The organism is Gordonia sp. UBA7860 (assembly GCF_002500165.1).
GTDB classification, from domain to species: domain Bacteria; phylum Actinomycetota; class Actinomycetes; order Mycobacteriales; family Mycobacteriaceae; genus Gordonia; species Gordonia sputi.
This window is the reverse complement of record NZ_DLSO01000002.1, coordinates 6577-7633: the sequence shown is the minus strand read 5'-3', so window position 1 is coordinate 7633 and position 1057 is coordinate 6577. Positions and strand designations below refer to the sequence as shown.

General features: G+C 67.5%; 1 protein-coding gene and 2 pseudogenes. 2 read left to right on the top strand and 1 reads right to left on the bottom strand.

Annotation, left to right across the window (positions count from 1 at the left end; all coding sequences use genetic code 11):
* Together B3T59_RS00110 and B3T59_RS00105 are read left to right on the top strand one after the other, a co-directional pair.
* Positions 1–503 (top strand): annotated as a pseudogene (locus tag B3T59_RS00110) (hypothetical protein); the annotation flags it as partial.
* The gene (locus B3T59_RS00105; RefSeq protein ID WP_287001198.1) at positions 500–721 is read left to right on the top strand and encodes a DUF3263 domain-containing protein; all 222 of its coding nucleotides are present in this window, start codon (positions 500–502) and stop codon (positions 719–721) included. The pseudogene B3T59_RS00110 and the gene B3T59_RS00105, both read left to right, overlap by 4 nt.
* Here the strand turns inward: B3T59_RS00105 and B3T59_RS00100 are convergent.
* A pseudogene (locus tag B3T59_RS00100) lies at positions 708–1057 on the bottom strand (recombinase family protein); the annotation flags it as partial. The gene B3T59_RS00105 and the pseudogene B3T59_RS00100 overlap by 14 nt on opposite strands.

Here is a 1057-nt window from a genome sequence, read left to right as displayed (position 1 = left end):
TCGTCGCGCCCGACGGCGAGATCGCGGACAACCTCACGATCTCGCAACTCCACGACGACCTCGCGGGCACGAACTGCGACGGCGAAACCAGCATCATCGACCTTCCGCCGAACTCGAAAGCGAAGGGCGCCACCACACTCGACATCCCCGTCGGCACCGAGAAGGGTGGGCCCGTCGCGATCGGCTACAAGGTCAACGGGAAGCGGATCGAGTGGAAGCTTCCCGGCGGTGCAGCGAAGGTGTTGGGGCCCGCCCCGACGCCGGCCACCACCACGCCGGACGCCGCGACACCGGAGCCGACCGCCGAACAACAGGCACCCGCAACAGCAGAGCCCACGACCGAATATCCGCGCGGAACGGTGCCCGGCGAAAACCACGACTTCAACAACGGACTCCCACCCGAGTGGGACAAGAACGGTGACGGGATGATCGACAAAGACGCGCCCGTCGGCGATGGCGACTGCGACAACCCGCAATGCCTCATGGGGCCCAACGCAGGATGACCCTCACCGATGCCGACCGCCGACTCCTCGACTTCGCCGACCAGCACTGGCGGGCGCGCGGCAGCCACGCCGACGCTATCCGCGCCGAATTCGGCATCACCGTCACCCGCTTCTGGCAGAAGGTGAACAACCTCCTCGACCGAGAAGACGCATTGGCGCACAACCCGATCCTCGTCAACCGACTCCGCCGACTCCGCGGCGACATCACCGCCAGGTGAGTTCGAACCCCTCCGACAGCGACGCCTTCGACCGGCGACCGACCCCGACTCGCATGATCCGGACGTCGACGAGCGCACGAATCAGTTCACGCCGATCCCGTATCGACAACACTTCCCACCGTTCACGCGCTCCCGCACCCACCATCTGCGCCACGATCGGCGACTGAATCAACGATCGAGCCCGCCGCTCCGCCGCCTCGATCTGCGGACGGAGCTTCGCCTCGATGCGTGCGAGTGCCGCAGGCGTGACGTCGCCGTCGGCGGCCGAATCGGTGAACGCGTCGAGCCGCCGCTGCAGCACCCGCACCTCCTCGACCGCCGCGGCGTACTCGTCGT

What these genes read in the sequence shown, in the direction of transcription:
- B3T59_RS00105 (WP_287001198.1), top strand. Translation starts at nt 500, where the DNA reads ATGACCCTCACCGATGCCGACCGCCGACTCCTCGACTTCGCCGACCAG.